This is a genomic window from Actinoplanes sp. NPDC023714, from assembly GCF_040639855.1.
Classification (GTDB): domain Bacteria; phylum Actinomycetota; class Actinomycetes; order Mycobacteriales; family Micromonosporaceae; genus Actinoplanes.
In genome coordinates this window covers 24,569-43,208 of sequence record NZ_JBFAAR010000014.1, presented here as the reverse complement: position 1 = coordinate 43,208, position 18,640 = coordinate 24,569, and the positions used below count along the sequence as shown (strand labels likewise).

19 protein-coding genes are annotated in these 18,640 nt (G+C 69.5%); 10 read left to right on the top strand and 9 right to left on the bottom strand.

All coding sequences use genetic code 11. The annotated features are described in order from the left end of the window. The first annotated feature begins 382 nt into the window (after positions 1–382). From AB0G10_RS39265 to AB0G10_RS39255, 3 genes are all read left to right on the top strand, one after another. Positions 383–2,386, top strand: a complete 2,004-nt coding sequence (locus AB0G10_RS39265; protein ID WP_360934206.1) for a prolyl oligopeptidase family serine peptidase — start codon at positions 383–385, stop codon at positions 2,384–2,386. Between the two features lie 257 nt (positions 2,387–2,643). Further along, the gene (locus AB0G10_RS39260) at positions 2,644–3,564 is read left to right on the top strand and encodes a hypothetical protein (RefSeq protein WP_360934203.1); all 921 of its coding nucleotides are present in this window, start codon (positions 2,644–2,646) and stop codon (positions 3,562–3,564) included. Further along, positions 3,561–4,265, top strand: coding sequence for an endonuclease/exonuclease/phosphatase family protein (locus tag AB0G10_RS39255; protein WP_360934200.1), 705 nt, complete (start codon positions 3,561–3,563; stop codon positions 4,263–4,265). Before AB0G10_RS39260 ends, AB0G10_RS39255 begins: the two co-directional genes overlap by 4 nt. Here AB0G10_RS39255 and AB0G10_RS39250 read toward each other — a convergent pair. From AB0G10_RS39250 to AB0G10_RS39220, 7 genes are all read right to left on the bottom strand, one after another. Further along, a complete protein-coding gene (locus AB0G10_RS39250) occupies positions 4,262–4,825 on the bottom strand; it encodes a hypothetical protein (RefSeq protein WP_360934197.1) in 564 nt (187 codons plus the stop codon). The genes AB0G10_RS39255 and AB0G10_RS39250 overlap by 4 nt on opposite strands. After that, a complete protein-coding gene (locus AB0G10_RS39245; protein WP_360934194.1) occupies positions 4,822–6,207 on the bottom strand; it encodes a hypothetical protein in 1,386 nt (461 codons plus the stop codon). The genes AB0G10_RS39250 and AB0G10_RS39245 overlap by 4 nt, the downstream gene beginning before the upstream one ends. A 91-nt stretch (positions 6,208–6,298) precedes the next feature. Further along, complete coding sequence (locus tag AB0G10_RS39240; RefSeq protein WP_360934191.1) at positions 6,299–6,586, bottom strand: hypothetical protein; 288 nt, start codon at positions 6,584–6,586, stop codon at positions 6,299–6,301. Next, positions 6,583–7,713 carry a hypothetical protein gene (locus tag AB0G10_RS39235; protein ID WP_360934188.1) on the bottom strand — a complete coding sequence of 377 codons (1,131 nt, stop codon included), beginning with the start codon at positions 7,711–7,713 and terminating at the stop codon, positions 6,583–6,585. Before AB0G10_RS39235 ends, AB0G10_RS39240 begins: the two co-directional genes overlap by 4 nt. Before the next feature lie 14 nt (positions 7,714–7,727). Further along, entirely contained in the window at positions 7,728–8,015 is a 288-nt protein-coding gene (locus tag AB0G10_RS39230; protein WP_360934185.1) for a type VII secretion target, read from the bottom strand. 48 nt (positions 8,016–8,063) lie between these two features. Continuing rightward, positions 8,064–8,453 (bottom strand): YbaB/EbfC family nucleoid-associated protein, encoded by a 390-nt coding sequence (locus tag AB0G10_RS39225; protein ID WP_360934182.1) that lies wholly within the window; start codon positions 8,451–8,453, stop codon positions 8,064–8,066. Position 8,454: 1 nt separating this feature from the next. Further along, positions 8,455–9,528 (bottom strand): hypothetical protein, encoded by a 1,074-nt coding sequence (locus AB0G10_RS39220; protein WP_360934179.1) that lies wholly within the window; start codon positions 9,526–9,528, stop codon positions 8,455–8,457. A gap of 180 nt (positions 9,529–9,708) precedes the next feature. On the opposite strand from AB0G10_RS39220, the gene AB0G10_RS39215 reads away from it, so the two are divergent. The 4 genes from AB0G10_RS39215 to AB0G10_RS39200 all read left to right on the top strand — a co-directional run bounded on the left by AB0G10_RS39215 (position 9,709) and on the right by AB0G10_RS39200 (position 11,357). Then, positions 9,709–10,026, top strand: coding sequence for a hypothetical protein (locus AB0G10_RS39215; RefSeq protein ID WP_360934176.1), 318 nt, complete (start codon positions 9,709–9,711; stop codon positions 10,024–10,026). After that, the gene (locus tag AB0G10_RS39210) at positions 10,019–10,306 is read left to right on the top strand and encodes a putative T7SS-secreted protein (RefSeq protein ID WP_360934173.1); all 288 of its coding nucleotides are present in this window, start codon (positions 10,019–10,021) and stop codon (positions 10,304–10,306) included. Before AB0G10_RS39215 ends, AB0G10_RS39210 begins: the two co-directional genes overlap by 8 nt. Next, positions 10,303–10,917, top strand: coding sequence for a hypothetical protein (locus AB0G10_RS39205; protein ID WP_360934170.1), 615 nt, complete (start codon positions 10,303–10,305; stop codon positions 10,915–10,917). Before AB0G10_RS39210 ends, AB0G10_RS39205 begins: the two co-directional genes overlap by 4 nt. Positions 10,918–11,003: 86 nt before the next feature. Next, entirely contained in the window at positions 11,004–11,357 is a 354-nt protein-coding gene (locus tag AB0G10_RS39200) for a DUF6188 family protein (protein WP_360934167.1), read from the top strand. Positions 11,358–11,391: 34 nt separating this feature from the next. On the opposite strand, the gene AB0G10_RS39195 is transcribed toward AB0G10_RS39200, so the two are convergent. After that, positions 11,392–13,101, bottom strand: a complete 1,710-nt coding sequence (locus AB0G10_RS39195) for a glycerol-3-phosphate dehydrogenase/oxidase (protein WP_360934164.1) — start codon at positions 13,099–13,101, stop codon at positions 11,392–11,394. Then, complete coding sequence (gene glpK / locus AB0G10_RS39190) at positions 13,101–14,582, bottom strand: glycerol kinase GlpK (RefSeq protein WP_360934161.1); 1,482 nt, start codon at positions 14,580–14,582, stop codon at positions 13,101–13,103. Before glpK (AB0G10_RS39190) ends, AB0G10_RS39195 begins: the two co-directional genes overlap by 1 nt. An 85-nt stretch (positions 14,583–14,667) precedes the next feature. Between glpK (AB0G10_RS39190) and AB0G10_RS39185 the strand changes: the two genes are divergently transcribed. The 3 genes from AB0G10_RS39185 to AB0G10_RS39175 are packed head-to-tail and all read left to right on the top strand — an operon-like array spanning position 14,668 to position 18,400. Beyond that, entirely contained in the window at positions 14,668–15,423 is a 756-nt protein-coding gene (locus AB0G10_RS39185; RefSeq protein WP_360934158.1) for an IclR family transcriptional regulator, read from the top strand. Then, positions 15,420–16,892, top strand: coding sequence for a glycerol kinase GlpK (glpK, locus tag AB0G10_RS39180; RefSeq protein WP_360934155.1), 1,473 nt, complete (start codon positions 15,420–15,422; stop codon positions 16,890–16,892). Before AB0G10_RS39185 ends, glpK (AB0G10_RS39180) begins: the two co-directional genes overlap by 4 nt. Before the next feature lie 23 nt (positions 16,893–16,915). Continuing rightward, positions 16,916–18,400: a M1 family metallopeptidase gene (locus tag AB0G10_RS39175; protein WP_360934152.1), complete on the top strand. Its 1,485-nt coding sequence runs from the start codon at positions 16,916–16,918 to the stop codon at positions 18,398–18,400. Positions 18,401–18,640: the final 240 nt, after the last annotated feature.

Sequence of the window (18,640 nt, the reverse complement as noted above, 5' to 3'; positions counted from 1 at the left end):
TCCGGGACAGCCTACGAATAGGTTCGCCGCGACGCCATAGCCTCCTTTTCATTCCTCTTCACGTTCCGCCTCCTCCCGTCTCTTCCTGGACCTTCCCGGACGCTCGACCTCGACGTTTTCGCAGCTCAACATTGTTTCTCGGGCGACCGGGGGTCGGTGGCCGAGAAAAGCTGCAAGGGGTCGTTGTGAACCAATGGTTGGTTATTGTCCAAGCTCTCGACCAATTTCTCTCCGTAGCTACCGCAGTCGTTTCCTTGATCGTTATCCTCCGAAAGGACGATGATCGTACGGATGATCAGAAGTGATCCTCTCCAAGTGCCCCAGCCGTTCTGGCTCTCTCCTGGCCTTGGCAGCACCCCGGCTGAGGTGCGAAGGTCGAGCGGTGATCGACCCGTACCTCTGGCTTGAAGATCTTGAATCTCCGGAGGCCTCCCGCTGGGTGGCCGAGCGGAACGCGGAGACGCTCGCCTCGCTGGGTGGTGAGGAGTTCGCGCGGCTCAAGGATGCCGTCCGGGAGGTGCTGGACAGCAAGGAGCGGATCAGTTTCCCGGCCTGGCGCGGGGATGGGTACTACTACGACTTCTGGAAGGACGCCGACCACCCGCGCGGGGTGTGGCGGCGGACCACGCTGGAGCAGTTCCGGCGGGACGAGCCGGAGTGGGACGTGCTGCTCGACGTCGGCGCGCTGAACGAGGCCGAGGGCGAGAACTGGACCTGGCAGAGCGCCACGGTGCTGCGGCCCGGCTACGACAGGTGCCTCGTCTCGCTGGCCCGCGGCGGATCGGACGCGGCGGTGGTGCGCGAGTTCGACATGGTGAACCGGGTGTTCGTCGAGGACGGGTTCGTGCTGCCCGAGGCGAAGACCGACGTCGGCTGGATCGACGCCGACCACATCTTCGTGGCCACCGACTTCGGGCCCGGCTCGCTGACCTCGTCGGGTTACGCGCGGATCGCGAAGGCGTGGCGGCGCGGGACACCGCTGTCCGAGGCCGAGACCGTGTTCGAGGGCGACCCCGACGACGTGCTGATCACCGCGGTGCGTGACCCGGCCGAGGGGTTCGTGCGCGACTTCGTGGTTCAGAGGGTCGAGTTCTTCAGCACGAGATACTTCTTGCGTACGGGGGACCGTCTCGTGCGCATCCCGATCCCCGAGGACGCCGGCTTCGACGTTCACCGGGAGTGGATGGTGGTCCGGCTCCGGTCACCGTGGCTCGGATTCCCGGCCGGCGCCCTGATCGCCACGAACTTCGACGACTTCCTCGCCGGCGGGCAGGACTTCACCGTCCTCTTCCAGCCGGACGAGCACACGTCGCTCACCTCGTACCATTGGACCTTGAACCATCTCCTGCTCGTCACGATGACCGACGTGGTGACGCGGGTGCAGGCGCTCACGCCGGGCGGGTCCGGGTGGAGCGAGCAGCCGCTGCCCAGTTCCGCCGAGTTCGGGACCACCTGGATCGTCGACACGGATCCGGACCACAGCGACGCCTACCTGATCGCGTCGGAGGGCTTCCTGCAGCCGGCCACGCTGAGCCTCGGGAGCGTGGGCGGCGACGTGACGGTCCTGAAACGGGCGCCGTCGTTCTTCGCGACGGACGGCATGACGGTCCGGCAGTTCTTCGCGGTCTCCGACGACGGGACGCGGGTGCCGTACTTCGTGGTCGGCCGGCCGGACGACAGCGGGCCGGTCTGGCTCACCGGATACGGCGGGTTCGAGATCCCGATGACGCCGAACTACGGCGGCGTCCGTGGGCGGGGATGGCTCGCCCGCGGCGGTACGTTCGTGCTCGCGAACATCCGCGGCGGCGGCGAATACGGCCCGGCGTGGCATCAGGCGGCTCTGCGGGAGAACCGGCCCCGGGCGTACGAGGATTTCGCGGCGGTCGCCCGTGACCTGGTCAGCCGCGGGATCGCCACCCCCGGACGCCTCGGCGTCACCGGCGGCAGCAACGGCGGCCTGCTCATGGGCGTCATGCTCACCCGCTATCCGGATCTGTTCGGCGCGGTCGTGGCCGGCGTGCCGCTCCTCGACATGCGCCGCTACACGAAACTGCTCGCCGGAAAGTCCTGGATCGCCGAGTACGGGGATCCGGACGTCGAGGACGACTGGGCGTTCATCCGGGAGTATTCGCCCTATCAGAACGTCCGGCCCGACCGCACCTATCCGCCCATTCTGTTCATCACCTCGACCCGTGACGATCGGGTGCATCCCGGGCACGCGCGGAAGATGCTGGCCCTGCTGCGGGATCAAAAGCACGAGACATTTCTGTACGAGAACGTCGAAGGCGGTCACGGTGCCGCGGCGGACAACGAGCAGGCCGCGACGAAGGAGGCGCTCACGCTGGAATTCCTGTGGCGCGAGCTGAACCGTACTATCGGCCGGTGATGCGACGAGGGGTTCTGGCTGGTCTGATCAGTCTCGGTCTGCTGAGTGGCTGCCAGAGTGGTGGGCCGGTGGCTCGTTCTCTTCCCTCGCCCGCTTCTTCTTCTTCCTCCTCCGCGTCGTCGTCGCCGGCTTCTCCTTCTCCGTCGGCTTCTCCTTCCGCCTCTCCGTCGGCTTCGGCTTCTGCTTCTGCTTCCAGGCAATTGCCGAAACCGGGGAATCCGAAGGGGAAAGCCTCCATTCCGGCCGCGGCGAAGGCGGTGGACAGCGGCGAACCGGACCGCACGGTGGGCGACGGCACCCCGGAGAGCTGCACCTCGGCCGCCGTCGTGAAGGCCGTCGCGGCCGGCGGGATCATCGCGTTCGACTGCGGCCCGGCGCCCGTGACGATCACCATGACGAAGACCGCGAAGGTACGGAACACCAGCGCGAAGGTGGTCCTCGACGGCGGCGGCAAGGTCACGCTGAGCGGCGCCGGCAAGCGCCGGATCCTCTACATGAACACCTGCGACGAGGCCCAGGTCTGGACCACCTCGCACTGCAACGACCAGGACACGCCCCGCCTGACCATCCAGAACATGGCGTTCACCAGGGGGAACAGCACCGGCGACGACACCGAGGGCGGGGGCGGCGGCGCGGTCTTCGTACGCGGCGGCCACGTCAAGGTCGTGAACTCGCGCTTCACCGACAACCGCTGCGATTCCACCGGCCCCGATCTCGGTGGCGCCGCCATGCGCGTTCTCGACCAGGGCGGCGACGATCCGGTCTACGTCGTGGGCAGCACCTTCACCGGCGGGAAATGCTCGAACGGGGCGGCGCTCAGCAGCATCGGAGTGTCCTGGACGATCCTCAACAGCCACTTCTCGGGAAATGCCGCAATCGGTCACGGGCAGAATCCGGCCAAGGCGGGAACACCGGGCGGTGGCAGTGGCGGCGCCATCTACATGGATGGGCTCACGATGGCGCTGACCCTGAACGGGACGGTCATCGAGAGGAACACCGCTGTCGAGGGTGGGGGAGCGGTATTCTTCGTGAGCAACGACCGGTCGGGCAGGATGAGCGTGAAGAATTCGACGCTTCGGAAAAATCCGAATAAGGGCTTCGAGACGTCCGGATATCCCGGGATTTTTTATCTCGGATCGGGCGAGCCGATCGTGAGTGGATCCTCGATCAAGAAGTGAGGCTGCTGACCTTCAACACGTTGTTCAGGGGTGATGTGCGGGCGCGGTTGCGGGCGCTCGCTCCGCTTCTGGATTGCTATGACGTGGTGTGTTTGCAGGAGGTCATGTTCCGGCGCAATGCGAGGCTGTTGAGCCGTACATTTGCGCATTTCTCGGGTTTTGGTGGTGTTCTGCTGCGGGGTGGGCTCGTGATGCTCTCCCAGCGGCCGATCGTCGGTAGCCGGTTCGTGCGCTATCCCTTCAGCGCCCCGCTGCGACCGGAACTCATCATGCGGAAGGGTGTGCAGATCGCCTCGGTCGACGGGGTGACCGTGGTGAATACCCACCTGTCCGCCCACGCCGCCCGGATCCAAGACCGTGAGCTGGAGTTCCTGGCCGGCGTGGCGTCCGGGTTGGAGGGTCCGCTCGTGGTCGTGGGGGACCTCAACGTGTCACGGCGGCGGCTCCAGAAGTTTCTGGATATTTCCGGACTTATTGACCCGCTGGCCGGTGATGCGCGCCCGACCTACCGCCCGACCCCGGAGTTCCCGTCCCCGCCCGCTTTCGACCACATCCTGACCAGGGGCGGCATCACAGCCCAAGCCCGGATAGTCCTCCAGGACCCGATCCACCTGCCCGACGGTCGCCAAACCTTCCTGTCCGACCACTACGGCGTCGAGGCCGACATCACCGCGCGCCGGTCTCGAGATCGTGAGGGCTAGTCGAGTGGGCCGATGACGCGGCCGAACTGGGCGATCGAACCCTTGCGGTCGATCTCGTCGAGCGCCTCGCGGGTGAGGCTCCGCAGCGGCGGGCTTCCGGCCCGGTCGCGCCAGCCGGACATGGACACGGATTTCCACTCCAGGTTGACCTCGCCGTGCTCGGTATGGAAGCCGCCGCCACGTTCGAACAGCAGGATCAGCGGCTCGAACGGATCTTCCAGGTCCGGGGGGAGGGCAACACCCGGCGTGGCGCGCAAGGCGGCCCAGTGCAGGAGGAACGGTGTCAGTTGTTTGACGTTCCAGCCGCCCCGCCCGGCGGCGATCTTCTCGACGAGCGCGTCGATGACTTGCTGGTCGGCCCGGATAGCCGGGTCGACCTGCGCGGCGATGTCGAAGAACGGGCCACCCGTGTCGTAGTGGAACGCGGCGGCCCAGAGCGACGCGCGGCGGAAGTATTCCTTGAGCAGGGCGGCTTTCGACCAGGCTTTGTCGCCATGACGTTCCCAATCGATGGTGCTCAGTCGAGCGGCCATCGCGTCCACGGCTTCGTCAGGTGTCATCGTCCCAATCCTCGCAGAACCGTGTCGACGATCTCGTCCAGATTAGAGAGGTCGTCGGCCATGTGGATCCCTGAGCTGTCGATGCCGAAGAGTCGCCAATGCCGCAGCGGCCCGTCGGTCCGCCAGGCGTTGGGTGCCAGATCGTGTGCCGAGGGATGGTCGCGACTCAAGATGCGGTCACCGTCGGCGTCGAAGGCGCCCGGATGTGCCGAAAGATACGGGAGCCCCGCCTCCATCAGCCGGTTCTCGACGTACTCATGAGCAGCGAGACTCCGGAACGCCGACAGGTCGTCCGCGTCGAGCGTCCCGTTTCGAGCGCCGTCCCACAGCGCGGCGGTGCGCTCATCCGGCGTGAAGAATCCACGTTCGACCCGATTCGGGCCGAGGGCGACGTCATGCTGCTGGACGAACAGGTTTTGGCGCATCCCTTCGATGATGCGCGGGTCGATGCCGGTGTTCGCGGCGACCTGAGGTGTGTCCTCCGGGCTGTGGCGGATCCGCCGGTACGCGTCCGCGGCACGCTCGGAGATTTCGTGGCCGTCGTCGATGAAGTGCGAGCCGCGCGGGAAGTCGGCCCGGAACTCACTCGGACCCAGCGGTCGCAAAGGATCGGATCGCGCTTGCCTCGCCGAGCGAGTGATCAGGGCGGTCATGGCTTCGGTGAGGTTGTCGAGCTTCGGGTGCAGCCGGCGGAGGCTGTTCAGCAGGCCCCGGATGAAGTGCTGGATGCGGTTCGACCACTTGAGGACCAGGGCGGACACCTGGCTCGCCACCGCCGGCGTGGCGATGCCGAGGGTGAGGCCCTCCATGGCGAGCCACTGTGGCAGGCGGACGGCGAGGGTGGCGACGAACTCGGCGATCAGGTCGCGGACGATGCCGCGTACGAGGGCCACGAGCAGGCCGGCGCCTTCGACGGCGTAGGAGATGCCCCGCGCCGCGGTGGACAGGGTGTCGAGGGTTTCCAGGTGCAGGCGGGCGTGGTCGCGGTACGCGTCACCCGCCGCCCCGAACCAGCCGGACACCTCGGCGCTCAGGTGGCCGGCGTAGTCCTCGCGGGTGGAGGCGGTGAAGGCGGCGACGTTCGCCCAGGTGGCGGCGTGCGCGGCGACCTCGTCGGCGTTGCCGGCCAGGTGGTCGAGGGCTTCCCTGAGGGGCTGGACGTGCTCCATGAGCCAGGCGACACCCCAGGCCATGAGCCCGCCGAGCGGATCGATGGCGAGGGTGAGCAGGTCCAGGCTCGCGCCGACGCCGCCGAGGATCGGATCCACCCAGCTGTCGTTGCGAATCCCCTCGGCGATGTCGGCGACGTCCCCGACCAGGCCGAGCCCGGTGTGCCACCGCGTCGAATCGTGGGCCTCCGCCACCAGAGGGCCGGCGCTCATCGGGACCCGCCGCCGTGCGCGATCACCATGTCCTGCCCCTCGCCTCCGGTGAACGTCCTAACCGGAGGAACCCCGCCGCGCGGGCGGTGGTTCAGGTGGCGAGCCGAAAGTTCGGGATCTTCGGCTCCCGCTCCTCGGCGGGGAGGTGGATGTCCCTGATGACGGCTTCCTCGGGGATGTGCGTGCGGCTGGTGACGATCCCCTGGAGGCAGTGGTCGCACCAGAAGGCCGCATAGCCGATCAGCCGATCCCGGTCACCGGTGAAGACGACATTGAGGCGATGATGTCCGCAGTTGGGGCAGGCGAGATCGTACGGGCCGGGCACCGCTCGATAGGCGATGTCGAACGCGTCGAGCCATTGATCGTGTGTGGCGGTCATCGGGTCCTCGGCTCCGGGCGGATTGGCTGATTGTCCCACCATTCATCCTCGTACGCATAAGCTCGGTCTTCGAAGGCGTCCTTCTCTTCCCGATTCTCGGGGAAAGGCCTTCCCGCAGCGAGCTCGTCGTGGTGGAACTTCTCGTGGACCAGGGTTCTGGCCAGGTCCTCCTCGCTGCGGAAACCGGGCGGATAGAGCTGGATGGACCCGTCACGGAATGTCTCACCACAGGCGACCCGCTCCTGCACGGTGCCCAGCGAAATGCGCAGACCGGAAATGTCGATGTCGTATTTGGCGGCTATCTCGTAGGCCACGTCCATCCGGCGGAAGAGCCGTGGGCCCGCACCGCGCCGCCGGACCCGGTTGAGAGCGTCCGCGGCGGTCGTGTCGGCATGCGCCGGCGTGAAGAGTCTCCTGATCTCCGCGATGCGCTCGGCGAGGCCGTGCGTGATCGGGGTCAGGTTGGCGAGGCTGCGGAGCAGGCCGCGCAGGAATTCGGCGATCCGGGCGCCCCATGAACTGATCGCCGCGGTCACCTGCCCCACCACCAGCGGCGTCGCCAGGCCGAGGGAGAACATCGCCTCGGCGGCGTAGACGACCAGCCTCGACACCAGGAACGCGATCGCGTCGCGGACGAGCAGGCGGACGGCGGCTATAAGCGCGCCCGCGCCTTCGATCACCGCGGCGAGGGTGTCGGCGGCGGCTGCCAGGGCCGATGTCGCGTGCTGCTCCCGCTCCGCGCGCCGGCGGCAGGCGTCGGCCGCCACACCATCCCAATCGGACAGATGCAGCCGGGTGGACCAGCCGATTTCATCGGCCCGCAGGCGGAGATCTTCGGCGGTCCGGCGCCAGCTCTGTGCGTTTCCCTGGATCTGTACGGGGTCACCCGCGAGCTGATCCAGCGCCGTGGTGAGGGGACGGACGTGCTCGATGAGCCAGGCCACCCCGGATTGGAGCAGCATGCCGATCGGGTCGGCGACGTACGCGAGCGCGTCCAGGCCGGCGCCGGTGACACCGAGCGTGCCGTCGATCCAGCTGCCGTTCCGTACGCCGTCCGCGATCAGTTCGATGTCCTCGGCGATGCCGATCCCGGTCACCGGCGACGTCATGGCACCCGGCGACGTCATGGCACCCGGCGATGTCATGGCACCCGGCCGCTCAGGTCGGTGGCGTTCGTCCCGTCGGTGTGCTCGTAGTCGTCCGCCGCCCGCCGGACCGCCTCGGCGCTGTCACCCACCGCCCGCGCCGCCGTCTCGATGGCTTCGATGAGCGGGGTTCTGACCTGTTCGAGAAGAATGGGCACTATGACGCAGAGGTGACCGTAGGCGTCGGCCGTCATCCGGGTGTCATCTCCGGCGAATCGGGCGCGGGCGAGCACGCCGTCCAGATGAGACGCGTGCCGCCGCAGATCATCCGGGTCGGCTCTCATCGGCCGCCGAGCCGATCGGCTCTCATCGGCTGCCCAGCCGATCGGTTCTCATCGGCTGCCCAGCCGATCGGTGAAGGCGGTCAGCAGCACCCGCCCCTCCGGCGTCTCGTCGTCGCCGTCCTCGCGGGCGGCCGCGACCGCCCGCCGCGCCAGGTCGGCCCGCGCCGCGTCGGACGCGGCCAGCACCTGTTCGGCGATCCATCGGGCGGAGTGCCGGCGGACCTCCTCGGACAGATACAGATCGACGAGCGCGCCGGCGCTGTCGACGGCGACCTCGACCATGCCGCCCGCCGCTGCCGCCCGGCCGGTGAGCGCGTGCAGTTTCGCGGCGAGCGCGCGGGTGCGGGCGAGGCGTTCCTCGAGCGAGTCCTGCCAGTCGTCGACCCATCCATCCGGCCCATCGGCGGAAGAAGCGGAAAAAGCTGAAAAGGACGACATGTCAGGAGGCCTGGCGCAGGATGTCGTCCGCGACCTTGCGCACCGCGTCACGGGACTCGGCCGGCGCCGTCCCGACCACTCCGACCTGCCATTTCGGCCCACCGAAGAAGTGGTCCAATTCCAGCTGATAGCGGTCGCCCTCTTCGGACTCCAGGAAATGGGTCGAATCGTCGACCCGCTCCGGTACGGCGGTGAACCAGTCCTTCGTCATCCGCGCGGTGCTCGCCTCATCACACGGCGGGGCACACGACCGGAGCATCACGCCGACGCGCTCGTCGCCGCCGGAGCCGGAGCAGATGAACGCCTCGGCGTCGTCGACCTCGACCTTCGCGTCCACACAGTCCCAGCCGGCCGGGGTACGGAAGCCGAACGGCCACCCCTCGAACCGCACCGCCGAGGTCTCGTCCGCGGCGGCGAACGAGGGAAGCGCGGGCCCTCCAGAGGACGACGAGGAGGACGAGGACGAGGAGACCGGCGGCAGCGACGGAATCGTCCGCCCGGGTGTCGGCGCCCAGGCCGGAACCGACCGGGTCTCGGCCGACGCCGCCACGATCGCGTTGCCGACCGCGCAGAACGCCATCAACATCGTGAACACCAGCAGCACGATCGTGGCGACCGTGCCGGGATACTTCTGCGGCGGCCCGCCCAGCGCACCACGCATCCAGGCGATGGTCGGAGCCCGGTACTCCAGCGCGGCGGTCTGCCCCGGCAGGACGGCCACGTCCAGATCGGCTTTGCCGATCCGGCGGGGGATCAGGTACGGCACGTGCACGTGCAGGTGATGGCGCCCCGGAACCACGGGCACCACGATCGGCCGCTTCCAGCCCGCCGCCACCGGCTGCCCGTCCACGGCCAGCACCGGCGTGAAGAGCCCGAGCAGCAGCGTGAGCGGCGAGTACCGCAGCGTCACCGCGATCGCCGCGTGCTCCTGATGACTGACCCACCCCGATCCGGGCCGGGGCCACTCCGAGGTCTGCTGCAGAGCCGCCCCCTCGAACGACCAGGAAGCCGGCGGGGGCGAGGGCGGAGGAGTTGAGCTGACGGGCGTATACGGCTGCCACTGCTGCTCGTACATGACGGCCTCTCTCCGAAGAAGGCGAAGGTGAAGTGCATCCCTGCCCGAAGAGAACCCCCTGGTGAAGCAGCGAGTTCAGATGTGCCGGAAGAACCGAGACATTGAACCCCGCCGGTGCCGATGCGGTATTCCACCGAGCACGCGTTCGGGACGCGAGGAGAAGAGACGCGAGGAGAAGACATGGACGGACCGGTGTTCCATGTGGACCTCGCCGCGATCGACGAGGCCGCTGCCGGAATCGCGCAGACCGCCGCCGCTCACGATCGGACCGGCCTCGAGGATCTCCAGCGCTCGGCGGCTCGGTACGGCGACGAAGAACTGTCCGGCGCCGTCCGCGACTACTGCGGCCGATGGGACGACGGGCTGGACCTGCTCGTCGAGGACGCCCGGCTGATCAGCGACGTGCTGACCCGGGCCGCGGCCGTCTATCGTGCCACGGACGAGGCCGCGGCCCGGACCTTGACCACCGACCCGGCACTGGAGGCGGTGGATGAGTGAGCTGGGCGGGACGTCCGATCCCCGGTCGCTGGTGCCCGGAGATCCGGACGCGGTCGCCGCCGACGCCGTGACCTTGCGGGGACGGGCGAAGAGCGCCGGCGAGGCGGGCGACGGTCTCCGGCTGATCGACATCGGGGCCTGGACCGGGGTGGCCGCCGACCGGTTCCGGGAGAGGTTCGCCTCCGAGCCGGGACGGTGGTTCACGGCGGCCGACGCCCTGCAAGCTGGAGCCGGTGCGCTGGACGACTATGCGATGACGCCTTCCGGGTGTCGGCCGTGAGTACGTTGGATAACGCGCGGATTCAGGTCCGGTCGGCCGCGGCGATGACGGCCCGGACGCTGCGGGACAAGGCGAGCCTGGCCCCGGAGAAGTCCGGCTGGCTCGACGAATTCGGCGATGTCGTGCACGATGCCGCGGCGCACGTCGTCAACGGCGCCGCCTCGATCGGGAACGCGATCATCAGCAATCCGGGATCGGTGGTCCTTGCGGCCGCCGGCGTCGGCCTCGCGGTGATCAGCGCCGGTGGCGGAGGCACCGGTGTGGCCCTGAGCTCGACCGGCGTCGGCGCGATCGCCGGGGTGCCGCTGACCGCGGTCTCGGCCGCCGGTGTGGTGACCGGCGTCGGCCTGGCCACGGCGGCGGTCGGCAACCTCGCGGTCCGGGCGTCCGGAGACGACCGGGTTGCTCCGATGGAGACGCGGGGCGACGCGGCCGCGTCCGGCGCCGCCGACTCGACGGCCGGAAATCCGGCCGGTGTGAAGCCCGGCTGGTCGTCGCGGACCGCCGACAACGGGCAGGGCACCGTCCATCAAAAGCCGGGGTCGGCCGGTAACGCTGATATCGGCCGGGTGATAATCCAAGAATCTCGACGGATACGTATGTTTCTGTAAGGATCAGGAGAATCCGGGCCGAACTCGGCCACGCACATTCCGATCCGGCCCGACGGGTCCTATCCCATACCCCAAGGATGGTGATCATGGATTTGGGATTCGCAGGGCAGATGGTCGTCGCCCAGGATTTCGGATACACCGTGGCACTGACGTTCAGCGGCGGCTACGAGATTCGTATCGAGACGGCTTTCACGCTCGCCGACGCGGATCGGACCCTTGAGATCACGCCGGGTGGGGAGGATGAGGTCGCGCTCGTCGGCCGGGTGGTCACGTCGGCCACCGGTGACGAACTCGGTGGGCTGCTGATCGACTTCGTCGGGGAGTCGCGCCTGACGGTCCCCGCCGACGCGGAGTTCGAGGCGTGGACCCTGGCCGGGCCGGACGGGCTCAAGGTGGTGTCCACACCGGGCGGTGAGCTCTCCGTGTGGTCGCGGACCTGATCGGAGACGCTCACCGCCCGGCGAAGGGCCATTGTCAGGCGGCCGTGGTGGCGAGGGGGACGTCGCGGCGCCGGGCGTCGGCGCTCTCGTCGTCCAGCTCCTGCTGGGCTGCGAGTTCGGCGACGATGACGGCCTCGTAGCGGGTAATTTCGCGCTCGGTCTCGTCGGCGGTCCAGCCGAGGTGGGGGGCGATCAGCTCGGCGGTGGTCCGGGCCGCGGCGACGCCGCGGTCCGCGGTTTCGATGGAGATCCGGGTACGGCGGGTGAGGACGTCCTCGAGGTGGCGCGCGCCCTCGTGGGTGACCGCGTAGACGACTTCGGCGGCCAGGTAGTCGGTGGCGCCGGTGAGGGGCTCGCCGAGTGCCGGGTCGGCCTCGATCAGGGCGAGCAGCTCGTCGGCGAGGGTGCCGTAGCGGCGGAGCAGGTGCTCGACGCGGGACACGTGCAGGCCGGCGCGGCGGGCCAGCTGGCCGCGGCGGTTCCAGGCGGCCCGGTAGCCGTCGGCGCCGAGCAGCGGCACCTGGTCGGTGCAGGACGCCGGCACGCGGGTGGGGAGGTCGCCGACCGCGGCGTCGACCGCGTCCTTCGCCATCACCCGGTACGTCGTGTACTTGCCGCCGGCCACCACGACCAGGCCCGGGACCGGGTTGCCGACCGCGTGCTCGCGGGACAGCTTCGCGGTGCTGGAGGCGTCGGCGGAGAGCAGCGGGCGCAGGCCGGCGTAGACACCCTGCACGTCGTCGCGGGTCAGCGGCGTGACGAGGGCCTTGTTGACCTCGTCGAGCAGGTAGTCGACGTCCCGGGAGGACGCGGCGGGCTCGGCCTTGTCGAGCGTCCACGGGGTGTCCGTGGTCCCGATGATCCAGTGCCGGTCCCATGGGATCACGAAGAGCACGCTGGAAGCCGTACGCAGGATCATGCCGCTCTTGGCGGAGATCCGGTCGCGCGGCACCACCAGGTGGATCCCCTTGCTGGCGGTGATTTTGAACTGCCCCCGCTCGCCGGTGAGCATCTCCTGGCTGTCGCCGGTCCACACGCCGGTCGCGTTGATCACGGTGCGGGCGCGGATCTCGAGCTCGGCGCCGGTCTCCAGGTCGCGGGCGCGGACGCCGGCGACGCGGCGACCCTCGCGGAGGAACCCGGTCACCTCGGTGCGGGTGGCGACGTGGGCGCCGTGCGCGGCGGCGGTCCGGGCCAGGAACATGGTGTGCCGCGCGTCGTCGACCTGCGCGTCGTAGTAGCGGATCGCGCCGATCAGCGACTCCGGGCGCAGCGACGGGAACGCCTTGAGCGCCTCGTTGCGGGACAGGTGCCGGTGCATGGGCAGGCCGGCGGCGCCGCCGGAGAGTGCGAGGGTGTCGTAGAGCGCGATGCCGGCGCCGACGTAGAGCCGCTCCCAGGCGCGCTTCTGCAGCGGGTAGAGGAACGGCACCGGGCGTACCAGGTGCGGCGCCAGCTTCTGGATGAGCAGGCCGCGCTCCCGCAGGGCCTCGCGGACCAGCGAGAAGTCCAGCATCTCCAGGTAGCGCAGGCCGCCGTGGATCAGTTTGCTGGATCGGCTGGAGGTGCCGCTCGCGAAGTCGCGGGCCTCCAGCAGCCCGACCGAGAGCCCGCGGGTGGCGGCGTCGAGGGCGGCGCCCGCGCCGACCACGCCGGCGCCGACGACGAGCACGTCCAGCTCTTCCGAGGCGAGGGTGGCCAGGGCTTTGGTACGCGCCTGCGGCGACATCGTTCCGGTGTTCATCAAAGATTCCCCACATTCCAGCCGAGGGTGCGGTCGATGGCCGCCTTCCAGCGGGTGATGCCTTGTTCGCGTCGTTCCGGCGACCAGGACGGCTGCCAGCGCCGGTCCTCGTGCCAGTTCTCGCGCAGGTCGTCGACGGAGTTCCAGAACCCGACGGCGAGCCCGGCCGCGTAGGCGGCGCCCAGCGCGGTGGTCTCGGCGACGGCGGGACGGCTCACCGGGACGCCGAGGATGTCGGCCTGCAACTGCATGCAGAGCGCGTTGCCGGTGACGCCGCCGTCGACCTGGAGACAGTCCAGGGTGGTGCCGGAGTCCTGCGCCATCGCCTCGACCACGTCCCGGGTCTGGTAGCAGATCGCCTCGAGCGCGGCCCGGGTGATGTGCGCGGCGGTGTGGTAGCGGGACAGGCCGACGATCGCGGCGCGCGCGTCCGGCCGCCAGTAGGGCGCGAACAGCCCGGAGAACGCCGGGACGAAGCAGACGCCGGCGCTGTCCTCCACCGACGCCGCGAGGGCCTCGCTCTCCGCCGCCGAGTCGAGCACGCCGAGCTGGTCGCGCAGCCACTGGATGGCCGCGCCGGCCACGGCGATCGACCCCTCCAGCGCGTAGGCGGGCGCGTCCGTGCCGAATCGGTAGCCGACCGTGGTGATCAGCCCGTGGCTCGATCGGACCGGGGTCGTGCCGGTGTTCATCAGGAGGAAGCCGCCGGTTCCGTACGTGCACTTGGCCTCGCCCGGCGCGAAACAGGTCTGCCCGAAGAGCGCGGCCTGCTGGTCACCGATGGCGGCCGCGATCGGCACCCCGGGCAGCACGGCGTCCGCCGTTCCGTACACCGAAGCGGACGACCGGATCTCCGGCAGCATGGCCCGCGGGATCCCGAACAATCGCAGGAGCTCCGGATCCCAGTCCAGAGATTCAAGATCCATGAGCATCGTACGACTGGCGTTCGTCACGTCGGTCAGATGCCGCCCACCGGTCAGGTTCCAGATCAGCCAGCTGTCCATCGTCCCGAACAGCACGTCGCCGTTCTGGGCGCGCTCGCGCAGCCCGTCGACGTTCTCCAGCAGCCACTGCACCTTGGTCGCCGAGAAGTAGGTGGCCGGCGGCAGCCCGGTCCGCTCCCGGATCAGGCCGGCGTCGAGGCGCGCGACCAGCGCGTCCGTGCGGGTGTCCTGCCAGACGATCACGTTGTGGCAGGGCTCGCCGGTGGCCCGGTCCCAGACCAGCACGCTCTCCCGCTGGTTGGTGATGCCGATCGCGGCCAGGTCGCCGGGCCCGAGTCCGGCGCCGGCCAGCGCCACGGCGATCGTCTTGAGGGTGTTCTCCCAGATCTCGGTGGCGTCGTGCTCGACCCATCCGGCGGCCGGCAGGATCTGCCGGTGCTCCAGCTGGTGGCGCGCGATCTCCCGGCCCGCCCGGTCGAAGATCATGAAACGGGTGCTGGTGGTGCCTTGATCGATCGCGCCGACGAAGTGCGCCACGTTACCTCCTGAATCGACGTCCCGAGCTGCGACGCTAGGGAGAGCCCGGAGGTCCGGCAACGCACCGCGTGCGACAATGTCGCACGTGCCGGGGCTCATCCAGTCGATCGAGAGGTCCTCCGCCGTGCTCCGGTTGCTGGCCGCCGACCCTCTGCGGGTCGGTGAGGTGGCCCTGGCGCTCGATCTGCCGAAGTCGACGGCGCACAGCATCCTGCGGACGCTGGAACACGTCGGGTTCGTCGAGCAGGACCCGAGGACCGCGCGCTACCGGCTCGGCCGGGGCGTGCTGGAGCTCGGGTCGGCCGGCCTCGACGTGAACGAGCTCCGGGCCCGGTCGCTGAACTGGGCGGACGCGCTCGCGGCGCGCAGCGGCCAGGAGGTGCGGATCGGGGTGCTGCGGGACCGCCGGGTGCTCGTCGTGCACCACGTGTTCCGGCCGGACGACTCGGCGCAGTCGATGGACACCGGCCTGCTCCTGCCGCCGCACGCCACGGCCCTCGGCAAGGTGCTGCTGGCCTACCACCCCGTCGAAGCGCGGGACGTGGCCGCGGGCGGCTTCGACGCGTACACGAGAAGGACCTCGACCGACCGCCGAGATCTGGCCCGGCAGTGGGGTGAGACCCGCGCGCGGGGGTGGGGTCTCGCGGTCGAGGAATGGCGCGCCGGCGAGGCGGCGATCGCGGCGCCGCTGCGGACGAGCGGCGGGCTGGTGGTGGGCGCGATCGGGATCTCCGGGCCGGTGGAGACGCTCTGCGACACCCGGCGGGAGGCGCGGCCGGCGCTGGTCGAGCACGTGGTGGCGAGCGCGCGGTCGATCTCGAGAGACCTGGCGGGGGCATGAGCGAGCGGTATGTGATGGCCATCGATCAGGGGAGCACGTCGACGCGGTGCATCCTGTTCGACCGGAAGGCGACGGTCGTGGCGGCCGTGCGCGGCGAGCACCCGCCGTCGTACCCGAAGCCGGGCTGGGTGGAGCACGACGCCGCGCGGATCTGGCGGGACGTGCAGCGGCTCATCGCGAAGGCGCTGCGCGAGAGCGGGATCGGGACGGAGCAGGTGGCGGCCGTCGGGATCGCCAACCAGCGGGAGACCGTGGTGCTCTGGGACCGGGCGACCGGGCAGCCCGTCGCGCCGGCGATCTCCTGGCAGGACACCCGGACCGAGAGTCTCGTGGCCGGGCTCGACGCGGACCTCGTCCGGCAGCGGACCGGCCTGCCGCCCGCCACCTACTTCTCCGCCACCAAGATCCAGTGGCTGCTGCGGAAACACGGCCTGGCCGCCCGGGCGGCGCGGGGTGAGGTCCTGTTCGGGACGATGGACAGCTGGCTGATCTGGAACCTGACCGGTGGGCGGCATCTGACCGACGTGACGAACGCCAGTCGTACGATGCTCATGGATCTTGAATCTCTGGATTGGGACCCCGGGTTGCTCGCGCTGTTCGGGATCCCGCGGGCCATGCTGCCGGAGATCCGGTCGTCCGCTTCGGTGTACGGAACGGCGGACGCCGTGCTGCCCGGGGTGCCGATCGCGGCCGCCGTCGGTGACCAGCAGGCCGCGCTCTTCGGGCAGACCTGTTTCGCGCCGGGCGAGGCCAAGTGCACGTACGGAACCGGCGGCTTCCTCCTGATGAACACCGGCACGACGCCGATCCGGTCGAGCCACGGGCTGATCACGACGGTGGGATACCGGATCGGCACGGAACCCGTCACGTACGCGCTGGAGGGGTCGATCGCCACGGCCGGCTCGCTCGTCCAGTGGGTCCGCGACGGCCTCGGGCTGATCAGCACGGCGTCGGAGATCGAGACGCTGGCCGCGACCGTCGAGGACAACGGCGGGTGCTACATCGTGCCGGCGTTCTCGGGGCTGTTCGCCCCCTACTGGCGGAGCGAGGCGCGCGGCGTGATCGTCGGGCTGACCTCGTACATCACCAAGGGTCACCTGGCGCGGGCGGTGCTCGAAGCGACCGGGTGGCAGACCCGCGAGGTGGTCGACGCCATGAACGCCGACTCCGGGCTCGCGCTCACGGCGCTCAGCGTCGACGGCGGCATGACCGCCGACAACCTGCTCATGCAGTTCGTCGCGGACGTCCTCGGCGTCCCGGTGGACCGGCCGATGGTGGCCGAGACGGTCTCGCTCGGCGCGGCGTACGCGGCCGGTCTCGCCGTCGGCTACTGGTCCGACCTGCGTGATCTCCGGGCGAACCGGCACCGGGCCGGCAGGTGGGCGCCGCGGATGGACCCGGAGCCGCGCGCCCGCGAGTACGCGAACTGGCGCCGGGCCGTGGAGTGCGCCGTGCTGTTCAGTAGATAAACATTCTTCGATACGTTGGCGGGATGCGAAGACTGTTTGCGGCTTTCGTCGCCACCATGATCATCTTCGTGGGCGCCCCGGCGGCGGCCCACGCCAAGGCGCCGGGCGGCCCCGGCCTCGGAGACGACTACTACCCCGACTACGGCAACAGCGGATACGACGTCTCCCACTACGACATCCGGCTCCGCTACACCCCATCCACCGACCGGCTGACCGGCACCACCACGATCCTGGCGAAGGCCACCCAGGATCTGAGCCGGTTCAACCTCGACTTCCTGCTCGACGTCTCGTCGGTGCGGGTCAACAACCGGCCCGCCGCGTTCACGACACAGGGCGAGCACGAACTCGTCGTCACCCCGGCCCGCCCGGTCGCCAACGGCGGCGACCTCACGATCGTCGTGCAGTACGCCGGCGTCCCGTCCACCGAGGTCGGCGCCGGGTACACCGCCTGGATCCGGACCCCGGACGGCGCCCTCGCCGTCGGTGAGCCGGAGATCGCCTGGTGGTGGTACCCGAGCAACGACCACCCGTCGGACAAGGCGACCTTCGACGTCTCGGTCTCGGTGCCGGACGGCCTCGAAGCGATCAGCAACGGCGTCCAGCCGCGCCCGCCCGTACGCGAGACGCTCGGCTACACCCGGTGGAGCTGGCGGTCGCTCAAGCCGCAGGCCACCTACCTGACGTTCCTCGCGGTCGGCCAGTACGACATCACGACCGACACCACCTCGTCCGGCCAGCTGATCTACAACGCCTACTCGCAGCTGCTCGAACCCGACTTCCGGAACGCGGCACAGGCCAGTGTGGAACGCACCGCCGAGATCACCGACTGGGAGAGCGAGGTGTTCGGGCCGTACCCCTTCGAGGCGCGCGGCGGCGTCGTCACGCCGCCCGGCACGCTGGGCTTCGCCCTGGAGACCCAGACCCGGCCGAACTACTCGTCGGCCTTCTTCCGCCGCGGCTCCAACACCTCGGTCGTGGTGCACGAGAACGCCCACCAGTGGTTCGGTGACTCGGTGTCCGTCGAGGAGTGGAAGCACATCTGGCTCAACGAGGGCTTCGCGAGCTACGCCGAATGGCTCTGGTCCGAGAAGAACGACGAAGGCACCGCGCAGGAGATCTTCGATTATCTGTACGCGACCTACCCCGCCGACGCCGACATCTGGACCACCGCGCCGGCCGACCCGGGAACGGCCCAGCTGTTCGGCGACGCCGTCTACGACCGCGGCGCGATGACCCTGCACCAGCTGCGGGTCGCTGTCGGCGACGACGACTTCTTCGAGATCCTGCGGACCTGGGCGGCGACCCATCGGTACGGCAACGCCACCACCCCGGAGTTCACCGCCCTCGCCGAGAAGATCTCGGGGCAGGATCTGGACGCGCTCTTCTCGGCGTGGCTCTACACCCCGTCGAAGCCGGTGATCGCGTCGGTCGCGGCTCTTCGCGGAGCACCGGTAGCGCCGAAGTCGTGGGCCACGATCTCCGCGACCCACGACCTCCTGCACCGCTGAGCCCCCATCCCCTCCCTCTCCCTCTCCTGCTCCCCGATCTTGTTGATTCCGGCAGGCCCGGTGTTGTGTGGTTTTACAAGATCGGGGGTGGGGGAGCGGTTGGCTGGGTTGCTGGGCTCTCTCGTCCCCGATCTTGTTGATTCGGGCAGGCCCGGTGCTGTGCGGATTCACAAGATCGGGGGTGGAGGGGCGGTCCGCTGCGTCGCTGGGCCCTCTCCTCCCCGATCTTGTTGATTCCGG

Coding starts and splice junctions, on each gene's coding strand:
- AB0G10_RS39250 (WP_360934197.1), bottom strand. CDS start 4,825: ATGACACCTGACGAAGCCGTGGACGCGATGGCCGCTCGACTGAGCACC.
- AB0G10_RS39245 (WP_360934194.1), bottom strand. CDS start 6,207: ATGAGCGCCGGCCCTCTGGTGGCGGAGGCCCACGATTCGACGCGGTGG.
- AB0G10_RS39240 (WP_360934191.1), bottom strand. CDS start 6,586: ATGACCGCCACACACGATCAATGGCTCGACGCGTTCGACATCGCCTAT.
- AB0G10_RS39235 (WP_360934188.1), bottom strand. CDS start 7,713: ATGACGTCGCCGGGTGCCATGACGTCGCCGGTGACCGGGATCGGCATC.
- AB0G10_RS39230 (WP_360934185.1), bottom strand. CDS start 8,015: ATGAGAGCCGACCCGGATGATCTGCGGCGGCACGCGTCTCATCTGGAC.
- AB0G10_RS39225 (WP_360934182.1), bottom strand. CDS start 8,453: ATGTCGTCCTTTTCAGCTTTTTCCGCTTCTTCCGCCGATGGGCCGGAT.
- AB0G10_RS39220 (WP_360934179.1), bottom strand. CDS start 9,528: ATGTACGAGCAGCAGTGGCAGCCGTATACGCCCGTCAGCTCAACTCCT.
- AB0G10_RS39215 (WP_360934176.1), top strand. CDS start 9,709: ATGGACGGACCGGTGTTCCATGTGGACCTCGCCGCGATCGACGAGGCC.
- AB0G10_RS39210 (WP_360934173.1), top strand. CDS start 10,019: ATGAGTGAGCTGGGCGGGACGTCCGATCCCCGGTCGCTGGTGCCCGGA.
- AB0G10_RS39200 (WP_360934167.1), top strand. CDS start 11,004: ATGGATTTGGGATTCGCAGGGCAGATGGTCGTCGCCCAGGATTTCGGA.
- AB0G10_RS39195 (WP_360934164.1), bottom strand. CDS start 13,101: ATGAACACCGGAACGATGTCGCCGCAGGCGCGTACCAAAGCCCTGGCC.
- glpK (WP_360934155.1), top strand. CDS start 15,420: ATGAGCGAGCGGTATGTGATGGCCATCGATCAGGGGAGCACGTCGACG.
- AB0G10_RS39175 (WP_360934152.1), top strand. CDS start 16,916: ATGCGAAGACTGTTTGCGGCTTTCGTCGCCACCATGATCATCTTCGTG.